13 protein-coding genes are annotated in these 14,977 nt (G+C 70.0%); 7 read left to right on the top strand and 6 right to left on the bottom strand.

What is annotated here, in order from left to right:
• Positions 1 to 2 precede the first annotated feature (2 nt).
• The 6 genes from cphA to tssJ all read right to left on the bottom strand — a co-directional run bounded on the left by cphA (position 3) and on the right by tssJ (position 7,856).
• Entirely contained in the window at positions 3 to 2,792 is a 2,790-nt protein-coding gene (cphA, locus tag ACOZ90_RS02000) for a cyanophycin synthetase (protein ID WP_422891944.1), read from the bottom strand.
• 12 nt (positions 2,793 to 2,804) lie between these two features.
• Positions 2,805 to 3,644 (bottom strand): cyanophycinase, encoded by an 840-nt coding sequence (locus ACOZ90_RS01995; protein ID WP_422891943.1) that lies wholly within the window; start codon positions 3,642 to 3,644, stop codon positions 2,805 to 2,807.
• A gap of 106 nt (positions 3,645 to 3,750) precedes the next feature.
• Positions 3,751 to 4,926 carry a beta-aspartyl-peptidase gene (gene iadA / locus ACOZ90_RS01990; RefSeq protein WP_422891942.1) on the bottom strand — a complete coding sequence of 392 codons (1,176 nt, stop codon included), beginning with the start codon at positions 4,924 to 4,926 and terminating at the stop codon, positions 3,751 to 3,753.
• Between the two features lie 51 nt (positions 4,927 to 4,977).
• On the bottom strand, positions 4,978 to 5,766 hold the full coding sequence (locus ACOZ90_RS01985; protein ID WP_422891941.1) for a DotU family type IV/VI secretion system protein: 789 nt from the start codon (positions 5,764 to 5,766) through the stop codon (positions 4,978 to 4,980).
• On the bottom strand, positions 5,763 to 7,100 hold the full coding sequence (gene tssK / locus ACOZ90_RS01980; RefSeq protein WP_422892002.1) for a type VI secretion system baseplate subunit TssK: 1,338 nt from the start codon (positions 7,098 to 7,100) through the stop codon (positions 5,763 to 5,765). The genes ACOZ90_RS01985 and tssK overlap by 4 nt, the downstream gene beginning before the upstream one ends.
• A gap of 99 nt (positions 7,101 to 7,199) precedes the next feature.
• Complete coding sequence (gene tssJ / locus ACOZ90_RS01975; RefSeq protein ID WP_422891940.1) at positions 7,200 to 7,856, bottom strand: type VI secretion system lipoprotein TssJ; 657 nt, start codon at positions 7,854 to 7,856, stop codon at positions 7,200 to 7,202.
• A gap of 414 nt (positions 7,857 to 8,270) precedes the next feature.
• On the opposite strand from tssJ, the gene ACOZ90_RS01970 reads away from it, so the two are divergent.
• The 7 genes from ACOZ90_RS01970 to tssG all read left to right on the top strand — a co-directional run bounded on the left by ACOZ90_RS01970 (position 8,271) and on the right by tssG (position 14,970).
• On the top strand, positions 8,271 to 8,813 hold the full coding sequence (locus ACOZ90_RS01970) for a hypothetical protein (protein WP_422891939.1): 543 nt from the start codon (positions 8,271 to 8,273) through the stop codon (positions 8,811 to 8,813).
• A 36-nt stretch (positions 8,814 to 8,849) separates the two neighbouring features.
• Entirely contained in the window at positions 8,850 to 9,353 is a 504-nt protein-coding gene (gene tssB / locus ACOZ90_RS01965; RefSeq protein WP_422891938.1) for a type VI secretion system contractile sheath small subunit, read from the top strand.
• Between the two features lie 3 nt (positions 9,354 to 9,356).
• Complete coding sequence (gene tssC, locus ACOZ90_RS01960; RefSeq protein ID WP_422891937.1) at positions 9,357 to 10,844, top strand: type VI secretion system contractile sheath large subunit; 1,488 nt, start codon at positions 9,357 to 9,359, stop codon at positions 10,842 to 10,844.
• Positions 10,845 to 10,983: 139 nt separating this feature from the next.
• Complete coding sequence (locus ACOZ90_RS01955; protein WP_422891936.1) at positions 10,984 to 11,481, top strand: Hcp family type VI secretion system effector; 498 nt, start codon at positions 10,984 to 10,986, stop codon at positions 11,479 to 11,481.
• Between the two features lie 110 nt (positions 11,482 to 11,591).
• Positions 11,592 to 12,077 (top strand): type VI secretion system baseplate subunit TssE, encoded by a 486-nt coding sequence (gene tssE, locus ACOZ90_RS01950; RefSeq protein WP_422891935.1) that lies wholly within the window; start codon positions 11,592 to 11,594, stop codon positions 12,075 to 12,077.
• 5 nt (positions 12,078 to 12,082) lie between these two features.
• The gene (gene tssF, locus ACOZ90_RS01945) at positions 12,083 to 13,918 is read left to right on the top strand and encodes a type VI secretion system baseplate subunit TssF (protein WP_422891934.1); all 1,836 of its coding nucleotides are present in this window, start codon (positions 12,083 to 12,085) and stop codon (positions 13,916 to 13,918) included.
• On the top strand, positions 13,882 to 14,970 hold the full coding sequence (tssG, locus tag ACOZ90_RS01940) for a type VI secretion system baseplate subunit TssG (protein WP_422891933.1): 1,089 nt from the start codon (positions 13,882 to 13,884) through the stop codon (positions 14,968 to 14,970). The genes tssF and tssG overlap by 37 nt, the downstream gene beginning before the upstream one ends.
• The last annotated feature ends 7 nt before the right edge of the window (positions 14,971 to 14,977 follow it).

The following is a 14,977-nucleotide window of genomic DNA, read 5'->3' as shown; positions in this document are numbered from 1 at the left end:
GCTCAATCGCTTTCCTCGTCGGGCACGAACACCAGCCCGCGTTCCTCGCGCACCAGCCCTTCCATGGTGAAGTCCGGCTCCTCCATGTCCGCCGTCCGCGGCGGTGGCGGCTCCGCCGGCCGCTCCGGCGCGGCCGCGCCGCCCTCCGCCCTGAACTTGGTGATCTGCTTCCAGGAGCGGGCGAGCGCATCGGCGAACACCATCAGCAGGTCGCCGGACTCGCCCATGCGCAGGGCGGCATCGATCGCCTCCTGCTCGTCGGGGATCACGGAGATCGCATCCGCGGCCACGCCGGCCTCACGCAGCGCGCGGGCGATGATGTTGGGCACCTCGTCGCCGTCGCGTCCGCGCAGGTTGTCATCGCGGCGGCAGACGTAGTGGTCGAAGCGCCCGGCCACGGCCTGGGCGATCGCCACCAGGTCTTCGTCGCGGCGGTCGCCCGGCCCGGCAACCACCACGATCCGGCGCCCGTCCACGTCCAGGCGCTGGGCCAGGTCGGCCATCACCCCCACCGCGTGCGCGTTGTGGGCGTAGTCGAACAGCACCTTGAACGGATGTTCGGAGAACACGTTCATGCGGCCCGGCGCCTGGAAGAAGGTGGTGTCGAAGGTGCGCAGCCCGTGGCGGATGTCGTCGAGCTTCATGCCCAGCGCGAACGCCATCGCCGCGGCGAACATCGCGTTCTGCACGTTGTGCATCGCGCGGCCTTCCAGCGTGGCCGGGATCAGGTGCGTCCACAGCAGCGGGATGTGGCTCCCCTTGTCGTACAGGGTGATCATGTGCCCGTTCACCCCGTCCTCCAGCGCGCAGGCGCGGCCGCCGGCGCGCACGTGCTCGCGCACCAGCCGGTGGCCCGGGTTGGTGGTGACGTAGCAGATGTTGCGGGCTTCGGTGTACCCGGACATGCGCAGCACGTTGGGGTCGTCGGCGTTGAGCACCGCGCACTCGCGCGCCACCTCCACCACGATGCGCTTGACCTCGGCCAGCTGCTCCAGGGTGTCGATGCCCTTCATGCCCAGGTGGTCGGCCTGGACGTTGATCACCGCGGCCACGTCCACCCCGGGCACGCCCATGCCGGCGCGCAGCAGGCCGCCGCGGGCGGTTTCCAGCACCGCCAGGTCGATGGTCGGATCGCCCAGCACCATGCGCGCGGAGACCGGGCCGGTCATGTCGCCCTCGACCGTGCGCTGGCCGTCGATGTACACGCCCTCGGTGCTGGTCAGGCCCGGGGTGTGGCCGGCCATCTTGGCGATGTGGGCCAGCATGCGCGAGGTGGTGGTCTTGCCGTTGGTGCCGCTGATCGCGGCGATCGGCACCCGCGAGGGCGTGCCCGGCGGGAACAGCATGTCGATCACCGGCCCGGCGGCGTCGCGCGGCGTGCCCTCGCTGGGCGCCACGTGCATGCGGAAGCCGGGCGCGGCGTTGACCTCGCAGATCGCGCCGCCGATGCGGCGATAGCTCTCGGTGATGTCGGGGCTGATGAAGTCCACGCCGCCCACGTCCAGGCCGATCGCGCGCACCGCGCGCACCGCCATCTCGCGGTTGTCGGGATGGATGACGTCGGTGACGTCGGTGGCGGTGCCGCCGGTGGACAGGTTGGCGGTGGAGCGCAGGAACACCACCTCGTCCGCCTCCGGAACCGACTCCGCCGTGTATCCGGCGCGCTCCATCATCAGGTTGGCTTCGCGATCCAGCTCCAGCCGTGTCAGCACCTTCTCGTGGCCGACGCCGCGGCGCGGATCCTGGTTCACGATGTCGACCAGTTCGGCGATGGTGCTCGTGCCGTCGCCGATCACGTGGCCGGGGGTGCGCCGGGTGGCGGCCACCAGCTCGCCGTTGATCACCAGCAGGCGGTGGTCGTCGCCGGGCTGGAAGGTCTCCACGATCACCGAGCGCGAATGCTCCTGGGCGGCGGCGAAGGCGGCGCGGATGTCGTCGTCTTCGGTGATGTCGATGGTGATGCCGCGGCCGTGGTTGCCGTTCCAGGGCTTGAGCACCACCGGCCCGCCCAGCCGGCGGGCGGCCTTGAGCGCGTCGGTCTGGCGCGAGACCAGGATCTGCCGGGGCACGGGCAGGCCGTGGGCGGCGAGGATCCTGTTGGTTTCCTCCTTGTCGCCGGCCAGCTCCACCGAGATGTAGGGCGTGCGGCCGGTGATGGTGGCCTGGATGCGCTGCTGGTAGCGGCCGTGGCCGAACTGCACCAGCGAGTGCTCGTTGAGCCGCAGCCACGGGATGCCGCGCTCCTCGGCCGCGCGCACCAGCGAGGCGGTGGACGGCCCGAGCGCCCGGCGCTGGGCGTAGCGGATGAAGTCGTCGCGCGCCTCCTCCCACTCCCAGCCTTCCGGCAGGCTGCCCTCGGGGCGCAGCTGCTCCGGCAGCAGCGAGAACAGCAGGCGCATCGCCAGCTCGGCCGCGGCGATGCCTTCCTCGCGCTGGGCGTATTCGTAGACCACGGTGTAGACGCCGGGACGGCCGTCGACGCTGCGGGTGCGGCCGAAGGTGACTTCCGAGCCGGCGATGTTCTGCAGCTCGATCGCCACGTGCTCGAACACGTGCCCCAGCCAGGTGCCCTCGTCCTCGCGCATGCGGCGCAGGAAGCCGCCCGGCTCGCGGTAGGAGCAGCCGTGCTCGGCCAGGCCGGGCACGGCGGCCACCAGGCCGTCGATGAAGGCCGGCCCCAGGCGCGCGGTGGGCCACTGCTCCAGCTCGCCCAGATCCACCACCAGCCGGATCACCGGGAAGTGCGCGTGCAGCGAGGGGCCAACGTAGACGGAGCGTTCGAGGATGCGCATGGCGGTGTCCGGTCAGGTCTTGCGGGTGGCCAGCCTGCCGGCCGAGGCCCGGCGGGTGTGCAGGTTGAAGGTGGCGCCCGCGACCAATATATGCACGTGCAGGCCCAGCATGCACACCGGATCGTCCTCGCCGGCGTGGGCGATGGAAGAGAACTGCAGGTCGTGGGCATCGATCACGGTGACGCTGCCGCTGCCCTCCACCTCCAGGGTCTCGTCCGGCGCGAGCAGGGCGGCGGTATCCTCGTCCAGGCCGATGCCGATTGCGAACGGGTTGTAGGACAGCGCCGCGCACAGCCGGCCAAGCCGGTCGCGCTGGCGGAAGTGCTGGTCGATGATGAAGCGGTTGGTCAGCCCGAAGCCCGGCGCCAGGCGCACGCTGCTGGCGCGTGGTGAAGAGCCCTCGTTGCCGAACGCGATCATGTGCTCGCTCAGGATCCCCGCGCCGGCGCTGGTACCGGCCACGGTCACGCCCTGGGCGTTGCGCAGGCGCACGGTGCGCGCCACATCGGTGCCGCCCAGGATGGTCGACAGGCGGAGCTGGTTGCCGCCGGTGAAGAAGATGCCGCTGGCCTGCGCCAGGCGCTCGATCCGGCCCGGCTCCTGGCAATCGCGGCGGGTGTCGAAGTCCAGCACCTCCACGCGCGCCACGCCCATCGCGTTGAACAGCTCCTCGTAGCGCAGCCCGGTTTCCTTCAGCCGGCTGGCGGTGGGGATGACCACGATATCGGCATCCTCGCCGCCGCTGAGCGCGACGAAGCGCTCGAGGATCCGCGGGTTGGTGTCTTTTTCTTCCGCGCCGCCGATCGGGATGATCCAGCCGCGTTGCTCCCCGCTGGCGGGTTTGCTTGGCATCAATAGGCTCCTTCAGCTGTCCTGGCCGATGCCATGGCCCGCCGCGACGCCGGCCGCGGCCGCGCGCCGGGCCGGATTGCGCCGGCACCGCCCCCTGTTGCGGGCATCAATCGCCCTTTTGCTCGAACATACCATGCAGCACGACGGTGCCATCGCGCACGTGCGCACGGCCGCCGGCGAACACATCCGAGGCCGCGTTCACGGCATCCAGCGCCACCAGGTCCGCGTCCGCACCCGCCTGGATCCGTCCCTTGCCCGGCAGCCGCAGCAGCGCGGCGACGTTGCTGGTGAACGCAGGCAGCGCATCTTCCAGCGCCACTCCGCGGCCGAGCAGTTCGTCGATGGTTTCCTGCAGCGCGCCGGAGTGGCCCACGTCCATGCCGGCCACGCGGCCTTCGGCATCGAAGCAGGGCAGGCAGCCGCCGGCGTCCGAGCTGACCGTGACCCGCTCGCGCGGGGCGCCGGATTCCAGGTAGCGCACCAGCGCGTCGGCCGCGCTCCATGCATCCTCGCCGTCTTCCACCGGGAACGCCGTGATGTCGATCGTGCAGCCCCGCCGGGCCAGCTCGAGTGCCTCCTCGAACAGTCCCTTGCGGCGGTTGACGTGGGTGGGGTTGAACACCCGCGCCGGCAGCTCGGATTCGTCCAGCGCCCGCCGCACCAGCTCCAGCCCGCGCGGGCCGTCGCCCAGGTGCAGGTGCACGATGCCGGCCTTGCCGGTCATCAGCCCCGCCACGTGGGCCTCGGACGCAATGCGCAGCAGCTCGTCCAGCGTTGGCTGGCTGGAGCGATGGTCGCTGATCGCCAGCTCGCCCACGCCGATCAGGCAGTCCACGAACACCAGGTCGGCGCGCACGCTGCCCGTCAGCGTCGTCGGCGGCAGGTGGTAGCCGCCGGCGTAGCCGTATGCCGACAGCCCCTCCTCGCGCAGCGCATTGACTTGCGCAACGAGCTCCCGGCTGCCGCGGGCCACATCGTCCGTCCCCAGCAGCCCGACCACCGTGGTCACCCCGGCCAGGGTGTAGCGCGAAAGCATCGGCGCAGGCACCCGGCTCGCAAACCCCGCCTCGCCGCCGCCGCCGGTGACGTGCACGTGGCCGTCGATCAGCCCGGGCAGCAGGCGCCGGCCTTGCAGGTCGATGGTGTCGGCGCCGAAGGCGGCGGGCAGGTCGGGCGCATCGGTGCCGATCCACAGGATCCTGCCGCCGCCAAGCAGCAGGTCGCGCGTGCCCAGGTGTTCGGGGGCGTAGACGTCCGCGTTGCGGATGAGGGTCGTATTCACCCCGGAAGAGTGGCCAGCACCCCCGGAATCGTCAAGCGGCGCGGCGCCTGCTCAGGGCAGGGTGATGGTGACGTGGGCGGTGCGTTCGGGCATCTGCACCACGTTCTCGAACGCGGCCAGCTGGCGGTCGGTCTGGCTGCCGAACCAGGCGTTCAGGCCGAAGTATCCGACCAGGCCGAACGCCGCCACCAGCACCGCCGGCAGCCACAGCGGAACCACGCGCCTCAGCGTGTGCTTCACGCTGTCCGGCGGCGGCCAGTGCGGGGCGAAGCCGGTGCGCTTGCCCTTCAGGTAGACGATCTCGTCCCCCAGGCGGGCGGTGAGGTAGCCGAGCTTTTCCGGCCCTTCCAGCCGGTACTTGCCCTCGAAACCCAGCAGCAGGCAGTAGTGGTAGACCTCCAGCGAGGGCAGCCGCGGCGCGCCCTGGGCACGCAGTTCTTCAAGGCGGTCGAAGAAGTGCTCGCCGGCCAGGTGGTCGCCGAACAGGCGCAGCTGCAGCGGCTGCAGCTCCCAGGCGTCGCGCAGCGGCGAAGGCTGGCCGAGGATGGCTTCGTCCATCGCCGCGCAGAACGCGTACTTGGCCGCGTACACGTCCTCCGAGGCGATGCCCATCTTCATCGCGCTGCGCTCGACCCCGTCCAGGAAGCGCTGCACCGACTGCACGAAGGTCTCCGCGTCGGCCGGCATCTGGCCACGCTTGACCAGCAGCAGAAGGTAGAAGCCGTCGGACATCAGGTCGGCCAGGTTGCGCGGCGCCGGGGCACCGCCGGCAGGGGCGGCGGCCTGCTGCGGGGTCAGCGACGGCATCGAGCCGGGGACGGGGGGCAGGTTGCTGTTCATGGCGCCACCGCGATCAGTTCGAGCTTGAGTTCACGCACGCCGCCGGGCACGTAGATCATCATCGACTGCGCCTTGAGCATGCGTTCGTACAGCGGCCCGCGCGCCTCCACCGCGAAGTAGTGGCTGCCCGGGCGCACCGGGATCGCGGCCGGCACCTGCGCGGCGTGCACCAGCTTGACCCCGGGCAGCGCCGAGAGCACGCACTTCTCCACGTCGTCCGGCGCGCCGACCTTGAAGCGCACCGGCACCGTCTGGATCAGCTCCTGGCCCGGCATGTCCGCGGCCACGCCCAGGTAGAAGGCGCAGTTCTCGTCGATGCGCTGCGAGTCGATGCGGCCGACGTGGAAGGAGGGCTTCACTTCCTGCAGCGCAATCTGGAAATAGCGCGCCGAGATCACCGTATCCAGCAGCTCGCGGATCATGTCGAACAGCGGGTCGAAGCCGGCCTCCGGCGCGTCGTGGTCGTAGCGCGGCAGGTCGGCGGGCGCGTAGGCCTTGGAGAAGGTGAGCAGGCCGCCGGCCAGGCGCAGCAGCTCCTGGTGCAGGCGCTCGGGGTGCAGCCCCGCGTGGTGGAACAGGTGCGAGAGGGTCGCGAACGACGACGTGGCCGTGTGCAGCAGCCAGAACGAGGCGATGTCGCCGGAGCGGAACTCGATGATGTGCGCCGACTGCTGCCGGTGCACGCCGTAGAGCGCATCGACCTTGGCCTGCAGCGCGTCCAGCAGCCCGCGCAGCTGCTGCTGCAGGCGCGCCGAGGCGCCGATGTGCAGGGCCGGGGCGATGAAATCGTCGTCCAGTTCGAAGCCGCCGGTGGAGGTGCGCCGCACCCGCGCCACCGGGATGCTGACGTAGGCGTCGCGCGGCCGGTCTTCGGTGAGCAGGCGCACGGCCTTGCCCAGGTAGGCCAGCTCGGCCTCGGCGGCGTCGCTGAACAGGTCGGGCGTGGGCAGGTTGCGCTGGGTGAAGCGCGCGGACGGGCCGTTTTCAGCGCCGTTGCCGCAGTTGCCGCCGTGGTCGCGCACCAGCGGCAGCGCCAGGTACACCGTGCTCGATTGCACGCCCTCGGGCAGCGAGGACAGCGCGATGGCGTCGGGCAGCGCGTCGTGCGAGGGCGCGTCGTAGCTTTCGCCGTCGGGGAACACCGCCGAGGCATCGAGCACGCGCAGCGTGCCGGTGGCCAGGCTGCGGGTATCGAAGGAAATGCGGCGCACGCCCCAGGGGTAGGGATGCAGGCTGCGTGCCAGATCCTGCAGGCGGGCCTCGTGGTACGCGTCCTGGCGCTGGAAATGCTGCGGGCGCAGGAACAGTCCCTCGCCCCAGAACACCTTCGACATCCGACTCACGTGCGACACGCCCAAATCCCTTTGTCTGATCCCGCCCGTCCTGGCGGGGAGTGGAACTTAACCACGCGCGGGCCGCGCAGGCAACCCGTCTCAGCCGCTGCAGCGCGCCGCGACCAGGCTGGCGGCATCGCCGGGGACGCTGGACGCCAGCGCCGGGCTGCCGCTGCTCAGCGCGCAGGCGTGCAGGCCCACGGTGATGCCGTCGCGCTCGACGTCCCCATGGCGGGCATCGAAGGCGAAGCGCCAGCGGCTGCTGGCCGGGGCGCGGAACAACGCCACCACGGCCACGTGGGTGGTCTCGGCCGACAGGCGTTCGTCGAACTGCTGGCGCATGCCGGGCGTGAGCACCACCTCGCGCGCCTGCACCAGCTCGCTGCCCAGCGCCGCCTGCTCGCGCGTTTCGTCCATGAATGCGTCGAACGGAGTCTGTTCGAAGCGCTGGATGCCGCGCAGGTGATAGATCCGCACCACCGTGGCCAGGGCCCGGTCACCGTTGCCGGCGTTGAGGTTGTCACCGGCGTACAGGCGCAGCGGCAGGGTGCGGATGCCGGCGCGCTCGTCGTGGTCGATCTCGCGCAGCCCCACCGATTCGAGCGTGCGGTTGAAGGCCTTGCCGACCCCGCCGCCGCCGCTCGCGCAGCCGGCCAGCACGGCCGCCAGCAGGGGCAGGGCGAGGATCCGGAGCAGGGAGAGGAAGGCGGAACGGCGCGCGCGTGACGGCGCGAAGCCTGCGAGTTGAGTGTCCATACTTGAATCGCCTGTTTCGCTGGTTTTTAATATCCGGGCCCGATCATGGCGATCGGCACCGAGGGAACGGGGGGCAGGCGACACATCCGGGATCGCCTGTCCGTTTGGGGCGTCATTCTTGACGCGGCACGGAAAGGCTACTATACCCACACCGGAATACAGCATGGATATGGCGCATGCGGGTGCCTTGCACCGCGGCATGCACCGGGCACGCGCGACAGGATCAGGTCGCGTTGATGGAACCGATTCAGGATTGATTCGACGGTCAAGATGACCGCAGGGAGTGGTACAGGGATGGGTGATACAGGGATGCTGCGCGCAACGCGCTGCGGGTTTGGCAAGGTTGCCCGCGTTCTGGCCGCACTGGCGCTGATGTCGATGCTCGGCGCATGTGCAACCGCACCGAAGCCCGCCATGCCGGACTATGCCGGGCTGATGTCGCAGGCCGAGTCGGCGATCGAAGCCGGCCAGGTCGACCACGCGCTCTCCGCGCTCGCCGACGCCGGCCGCGCCGACCCGACCCGCAAGGAACCATGGGTGCGCACCGCGCAGCTGCAGTTCGACCGCACCCACTACGCCCACGCCATCGTCGCCGCCGAAGAAGTCCTGCAGCGCGATCCGGACGACCTGGTTGCCGACGGCATCCTCACCGTGAGCGGCTTCCGCATCGCCACCGGCTCGCTGCAGCGGCTGCAGGGGCGCGATGCGCTGCCTTCGGCCACCGCGCGCCGCGAGGCCGAGATGCTGGCCGGCACCCTGCGCAACACCATGGGCGAGGCGATCTTCGCCGCCGAAGAGGAGCCGGCGCCGCCGCCGCGCCGCCGCGCACCGGCCCGCCGCGTCCAGGCGGCCGCGCCCGCAGCCACCCCGTCCACGCCCGCCGCGCCGGCTTCCGGTGCCGGCTCCGGCGAGCGCCCCGCTTCGTCCAACCCGTTCGAGCGGATCGGCGGCAACTGAGCGTCGCCAACACACACATCGTCAAGGAGACGACAGATGTCCAAGAAGGATAGCGTCCAGAAGCGCCTGCAAAAGGTGCGCCCGCCGCGCGTGCAGCTCACCTACGACGTCGAGAAGGGCGACGCGATCGAGGAGAAGGAGCTGCCGTTCGTGGTCGGCGTGCTCGGCGACTTCAGCGGCAACCCGGAGCAGCCGCTGCCGCGGGTCAAGGATCGCCGCTTCGTCAACGTCGACCTCGACAACTTCGACGAGGTGATGGAGGGGATGGCCCCGCGCACGGTGTACCGCGTGCCCAACCGGATCAGCGACGAGGGCGGCGAGTTCGGCGTGGAGCTGAAGTTCAAGTCGATCGACGACTTCCGCCCCGAGGCGGTGGTGGAGCAGGTCGAGCCGCTGCGGCGGCTGCTGGAATCGCGCTCCAAGCTGGCCGACCTGCGCAACAAGCTGGCCGGCAACGAGAAGCTTGAGGATCTGCTCAACGACGTGCTCAACAACACCGAACAGCTCAAGGAGCTGGGCGCCGGCGACAACCAGGAGTAAATCATGTCCGCACAAGCCACCACCGCCACCGAATCCGCCGCCGTCGCCGAGGCCGGCCTGCTCGACCAGATCGTGGAGCAGAGCAAGGTTGCCCGCTCCGACGCCGAGCACGCGCGCGCGAAGGACATCATTTCCGAGCTGGCCAGGGAGGTGCTGGACGGCACGGTGGTCGTGTCGGACAACCTCAACCTGACCCTGGACGCGCGCGTGGCCGAGCTGGACCGGATCATCTCCGAGCAGCTGAGCGCCATCATGCACGCGCCCGAGTTCCAGCAGCTGGAGAGCAGCTGGCGCGGCCTGCACTACCTGTGCCAGCAGACCTCCACCGGCACCATGCTCAAGGTCAAGGTGCTCAACGCGCCGAAGAAGGATCTGGTGCGCGACTTCAAGTCGGCCATCGATTTCGACCAGAGCGCGCTGTTCAAGAAGGTCTACGAGGAGGAGTTCGGCACCTTCGGCGGGTCGCCGTTCGGGGCGCTGATCGGCGACTACTACATCGGCCGCCAGCCCGAGGACATGTACTTCGTCGAGCAGATGTCGCACGTGGCTGCGGCCTCGCACGCGCCGTTCATCAGCGCGGCGTCGGAGGACATGTTCGGCCTGGAGAGCTACGCCGACCTGGGCAAGCCGCGTGACCTGGCCAAGGTGTTCGACACCGTCGAGTACGCCAAGTGGAAGTCGTTCCGCGACGGCGAGGACAGCCGCTACGTGGGCCTGACCATGCCGCGCTTCCTGGGCCGGCTGCCGTACAACCCCAAGGACGGCACCACGGTGGAGGGCTTCAACTTCGTGGAGGAGGTGGAGGCCAGCGACCACAACCGCTACCTGTGGTGCAACACCGCCTACGCCATGGGCGCGCGCCTGACCCGCGCGTTCGAGGACTACGGCTGGTGCGCGGCCATCCGCGGCGTGGAGGGCGGCGGCCTGGTCGAAGACCTGCCCACCCACACCTTCCGCACCGACGACGGCGAGGTCGCGCTCAAGTGCCCCACCGAGATCGCGATCACCGACCGCCGCGAGAAGGAGCTCAGCGACCTGGGCTTCATCCCGCTGGTGCACTGCAAGAACACCGACTACGCGGCGTTCTTCGGCGCCCAGTCGGCGCAGAAGGCCAAAAAGTACGACTCCGACGCGGCCAACGCCAACGCCATCCTCTCCACCCAGCTGCAGTACATCTTCGCGGTGTCGCGGATCGCGCATTACCTCAAGGCGATGATGCGCGAAAAGATCGGCAGCTTCGCTTCGGCGGGCAACGTGGAGGAGTTCCTCAACCGCTGGATCGCCCAGTACGTCCTGCTGGACGACAACGCGACCCAGGAGGCCAAGGCGCAGTACCCGCTGCGCGAGGCCTCCATCCAGGTTTCGGAAGTGCCGGGCAAGCCCGGCGTCTACCGCGCGGTGGCCTTTGTCAGGCCGCATTTCCAGCTCGATGAGCTGTCTGTTTCGCTGCGGCTGGTGGCCGAACTGCCGGCCGGTGCCAAGAAGTCGTAGCGCTTTGAAGCGTCAAGGGGCGGAGACCCCGCAGTTGCAGTGACGCGGCCGTCCGCATGGACGGTGGCAAGCCGCGGCCGGGCGGAAGATCCGGCCGCATCAATCTCACGGAAGAACGGAACAAAAGGAAAACCAGATCATGCAGCACGCATTCCTCAGCATCGATACCATCAAGGGCGAGTCGCGCGACGACAAGCACAAGGACTGGATCGAGATCAAGTCGTTCTCGCAGGATCTCCTGCAGCCGCGCTCGGCGACCGCGTCGACCTCGGGTGGCCAGACGGCCGCGCGGGTCAACATGTCGCCGGTGGAGATCGTGAAGTCGATCGACCTGGCCACCACCGCGCTCAACCAGGCGGCGGCCAATGGCACCACCTTCCCCAAGGCCCGCATCGAGTTCATGCGCGCCGACAAGGACGGCAATGCCATCAACTACTACGCCATCGAACTGCTCAACGTGCTCGTCCATCGCGTCACCACCTCGGTGGATGACGAGGGCATGCCGCAGGAAGTGGTGCAGCTCAGCTTCGGCGCCATCCGCTGGACGTACAACCAGCAGAAGCCGGAGGGCGGCGTGGGCGGCAAGACCGTGGCCCAGTGGAGCAACACCAAGAACGTTCCCAACTACTTGACCTGATCCACCTTGCGGTGGCGCCCCGGCGCCACCGCATTTCCCGGCGGCTGGCGGCGTGCGCACGGAACGCGCGGCCTTGCACCGGCCACCTGCAACCCTGGCAAGCGCGGTACATGAAGGGATTCGAACCGAGCCTGATCGAAAAGCTCCTCGACGACGCCCCCGACAAGGCCGGCACGGGCGGCCTGTCGCGGGCGCTGTCGGTCGAGCAGTACAAGGAGTCCGTGGCCCGCGACCTGGAGGGCCTGCTCAACAGCCGCTCGGCCTTCTCCGGCGAAGACCTGGACGAGTTCCCCAACTGCCGGCAGTCGCTGATGACCTACGGGCTGTGCGACTTCTCCTCGATGAGCCTGGCCAGCGCGTACGACCGCGCGGAAATCTGCCGTTCGCTGGAGCAGGCGATCGGCCGCCACGAGCCGCGCCTGACCGGCGTGCAGGTGCGCCTGGACTCCGACGGCCGCCTGGGCGGCGGGCTGCACTTCACCATCCACGCGCTGCTGGACCTGCAGCCGGCGCGCGAGCCGGTCAGCTTCGATGCGCTGCTGCAGCCGACCACGCTGCAGTACTCGGTCAGCCGCATGCGCCGGCAGGCGGCCTGAGCACGATGCAGGATCTGCTCCCGCACTACGAACGCGAGCTCGCCTTCCTGCGCCGCTACGGGCGCGAGTTCGCCGAGAAGTACCCCAAGATCGCGGGACGGCTGCTGGTGTCGGCCGATGGCAGCCAGGATCCGCACGTGGAGCGGCTGATCGAGTCGTTCGCCCTGCTCAGCGCGCGGGTGTCCAAGAAGCTGGAGGACGACTACCCCGAGTTCACCGATGCGCTGCTGGAGGTGATGTACCCGCACTACCTGCGGCCGTTCCCTTCGTGCTCCATCGCCCGCTTCGACATGGGCGCGGCCGCGGTCAAGCTCAGCGCGCCGGTGCGCGTGGCGCGCGGCACCCAGCTGCAGACGCGCGCGGTGAAGGGCGTGAACTGCCGGTTCCGCACCGCCTATGACGTCGACCTGCTGCCGCTGGCGCTGTCCTGGGCCGAATACCGCGCCGTTGCCGACGCGCCGATGGCGACTTCGCTGCCGCCGGGCGCGGGCGGGCGGATCTCGCTGGAATTCGAGCTGCTATCCGACCAGGTGTCCTTTGCCGGCCTGGGGGTCGATGCGCTGCGGCTGTTCGTCAACGGCGAGCCCTCGTTCTGCGCCGCCCTGCGCGACGCGCTGGCGCTGCAGGTCATGGGCGCCTGGGTCGAGTCCGATGGCGACGGCCGCTGGCGGGCGCTGCCCGAGGTGCCGCTGGCACCGGTGGGGTTTGCCGAAGACGAGTCGCTGGTGGATTTCCCGGCGCGCTCGCACCCGGCCTATCGGCTGCTGACCGAGCTGTTCGCGTTTCCGGAGAAGTTCGGCTTCTTCGACCTGCGGCTGGCGCCGGTGGTGGCCGGGGCCAGCCGCAGGTTCACCGTTCACCTGGTGCTTCGCGGCACCCGCGCGGACGAGTCGGCGGGCCGGCTGCTGGAAGGGCTGGGGCGCGACAACGTGCTTCTGGGCTGCACGCCGGTGGTCAACCTGTTCGCGCGCCACGGGGAGCCCATCCGCGTGACCCACCGCACCGCCACCTATCCGGTGGTGGCCGACGCCCGCCGCGCCTTCGCCTACGAGGTGCATTCGATCGATTCGGTACGGCGCATCCGGCAGACGCCGCAGGGCGAGCAGGTGCAGGAGTTCCGCCCGTTCTATTCGCTGCACCACGGCGAGGATCCCGACCGCAGCGGGCACTACTGGCTCTCGCGCCGCGACGAGCTGGTGGCCAGGCAGAGTCCCGGCTACGAGACCGAGCTGTCGTTCGTGGATCTGGATTTCAACCCGGTCACGCCGCGGACGGACGTGGTCGGGGTGGAGCTGACCTGCAGCAACCGCGACCTGCCGGCGCAGCTGGCGTACGGCGTGCCGGGCGGCGACCTGGTGATGGAAGGCGGCAGCCCGGCGCGCAGCATCGCGCTGCTGCGCAAGCCCACGCCGTCACGGCGCTTCGCGCGCGGGCGCGCGGCGCACTGGCGGCTGGTCTCGCACCTGTCGCTCAACCACCTGTCGCTGACCCAGGCTGGGCTGCCGGCGCTCAAGGAGATGCTGCGGCTGTACGACCTGTCTTCCAGCAGCGTGTCCGGCCAGCAGATCGACGGCATCGTGGGCATGGAGCACAGCCCGACCACGGCGTGGCTGTCGGGCGCGCACTTCGGCTCGGTGGTGCGCGGGATCGAGATCCGCATGAGCATCGACGAGGCGGCGTTCGTGGGCACCGGGGTGGCCGCGTTCGCGCAGGTCATGGATCGGTTCTTCGGCCTGTACGTGCACGCCAACAGTTTCACCCGGCTGGTGCTTGTTTCCAGCCACAACGGGGAGGTGCTGGTCCAATGCGACCCGCGAAGCGGCGAATCGACCCTGGCCTGATCCAGCAGCTGCTGGCCCAGCCGCACCGCTTCGGATTCTTCCAGGCGATGCGGCTGCTGGAGCAGATGGCCGCGAGGCAGGGGGACGGCGGCCGGGACGCGATCGCGCGGCGGGTGCGCTTCCGCAACACGCTGTCGCTGGCGTTTCCGGCGGCCGAACTCGAGGATGCGCGGGCCACGGACGCCGATGGCCAGGCGCTGGATTCGCCCGAAGCCATCGAGCAGGCGGCGCTTGACGGGCAGATCGGCCAGGTGACGGTCACGCCCGCGTTCATGGGGCTGCTGGGCACGGTGGGCGCGCTGCCCACGCACTACACCGAGTTCCTGCACGTGCGTGAGACCTGGCACCGCGACCGCGCCGCGCGCGCGTTCCTGGACATCTTTACCAACCGCGCGGTGGCCCTGCATTACGCGGCCTGGAAGAAGTACCGGCTGGCGATGCAGTACGAGCTGGATCGGCGCGAGCGCTTCCTGCCGCTGATGCTGTCGCTGACCGGCGTGGGCATGGAGGGGCTGCGCGACCGCCTGGCCGAGGGCGAGGGCGCGGTGTTCGACCAGGCCATCGCCCATTACGCGGGCGCGGTACGCCAGCGGCCGGTCTCGGCGCGGCTGCTGCAGCAGGTGCTGTCGGAGTACTTTCGGGTCGAGGTGACGGTGGAGCAGTTCGTCGGGGCCTGGTACCGGGTGCCGGGGCACCAGGCCACGCGGCTGGGCGTGGCCAACGCCGGCCTGGGCAGCACGGCGCTGGCCGGTGACCGGGTGTGGCAGCGCGACCTGCGGATGCGGCTGCTGATCGGCCCGCTGGATCGCGGGCACTTCGACGATTTCCTACCCGGCGGCGGCGCGGCCGAGGCGCTGAGGCGGTGGCTGACCCTGCTGACCGGATCGTGCCTGGAGTACGAGGTGCGGCTGGTGCTCAAGGCCGAGGACGTGCGCGGCGCCGGCATCGGCGCGGGCCACGGCGCGCGGCTGGGCTGGGACAGCTATGTATCGACACGGCCTTCGGCCACGGCCCGCTCGGACGCGGGCTACGGAATCCATACCTTGCAGTAACCACAGG

This window comes from Luteimonas dalianensis, assembly GCF_049339425.1.
GTDB lineage: Bacteria > Pseudomonadota > Gammaproteobacteria > Xanthomonadales > Xanthomonadaceae > Luteimonas > Luteimonas dalianensis.
The sequence above is the reverse complement of the archived record's forward strand: the minus strand, read 5'-3'. Positions and strand labels throughout refer to the sequence as shown.